Raw genomic sequence first — 1,150 nt, forward strand, 5'->3', positions numbered from 1 at the left:
TCTCCAGCACCACTTTTGCCTTAAATTCGCTACTGTAGTTTCTTGGCTTGCTGGCCATATTCCTTCCCCCGATTGGACTCTAGCTTACGCTCTCTCAGTCCTGTCCTAATTTTGGGGGGCACTACAGTGTCTTTGCTGGGACAACGCTCTTGCTTATCAACGTCAAGGTAAAAGTAATCACAAATTGCACTTTCAAGGTTCGTAGCGTTGTTGAAATTGCAGTCTTCTATACAAGCTGCTGTAAATATTGCTCTAGAAAAATTTGTCGCTAAGGCTTGTACTCTTATCAAGTCAGCATGACATAGGTTGGCTCCACGCAGATCGGCCTCACTCAGATTAACAAAAGTCAGAACAGCTCCGCGTAGGTCGGCATGACGCAGGTCGGCGAAATGGAGGTTAGCTTCGTATAGGTTGGCTCCACGTAAATCAACGCCAATCAGGTTAGCATCACTCAGATCGACGTCATTCAGCTCAGCTCCATATAGATTGACGCCACATAGGCTGGCTCCACATAGGTTGGCTTTGCTCAAGTTTGCTCTATTCAGATTAGCTTCACGCAGATCAGCGTCATGTAGATCAGTTTCATGTAGGTAGACTCCATATAGGTCAGCTTCACACAAATCGACTTCACTCAAGTCGGCGTTACGCAGGTCGGCATGACGCAGGTTGGCTCCACGTAGGTCAGGCTGAATCTCAGGATTCTCCACTAGCCACTCATTCCATGCCTCAACGCCTTGCTTTAGTCGATCTAAATGCTTCGCATTCGCCACATCACAACCCTCACCTCAGCAAATCAACCGACACACTCAAAATCTTGCTTTTACCTTCGATAACAACCCTCAAAATTGCCAACGCAGGCTGCTCGGCTTCGATCACCCCTGCCACCCGTATCACCTGACTCGTCTGTATATAGTCATTGACCAATATTTCATCAGCACTCAGCTTAGCTCAGCGTAGAAAACATGGTGCCATGACTAAATGATCGAATATAATTGAATGAACGATCAATCACTTGCTTTCTGCTTATTACCTAAATTTAGGCCAAATAAAAGGCACGATGCTCAATGCCGAATCGCTGAACGTATTGCCAAAAGAGGAAAGGTGATGAACCCTTGAAAAACAAACCATCGTTTTTAAGGTGCATCACAAT

2 protein-coding genes are annotated in these 1,150 nt (G+C 45.8%); both read right to left on the reverse strand.

Features of this window, described 5'->3' with window-relative positions; translation table 11 throughout:
- Positions 1-29 precede the first annotated feature (29 nt).
- Positions 30-770: a pentapeptide repeat-containing protein gene (locus QGP82_RS21260; protein WP_499060932.1), complete on the reverse strand. Its 741-nt coding sequence runs from the start codon at positions 768-770 to the stop codon at positions 30-32.
- A 10-nt stretch (positions 771-780) separates the two neighbouring features.
- Positions 781-924 carry a hypothetical protein gene (locus QGP82_RS21265; RefSeq protein ID WP_499060933.1) on the reverse strand — a complete coding sequence of 48 codons (144 nt, stop codon included), beginning with the start codon at positions 922-924 and terminating at the stop codon, positions 781-783.
- Between the last annotated feature and the right edge of the window lie 226 nt (positions 925-1,150).

Origin of the sequence: Leptothoe sp. LEGE 181152 (assembly GCF_032906605.1) — a bacterium.
Classification (GTDB): Bacteria; Cyanobacteriota; Cyanobacteriia; order Phormidesmidales; family Phormidesmidaceae; genus Leptothoe; species Leptothoe turfae.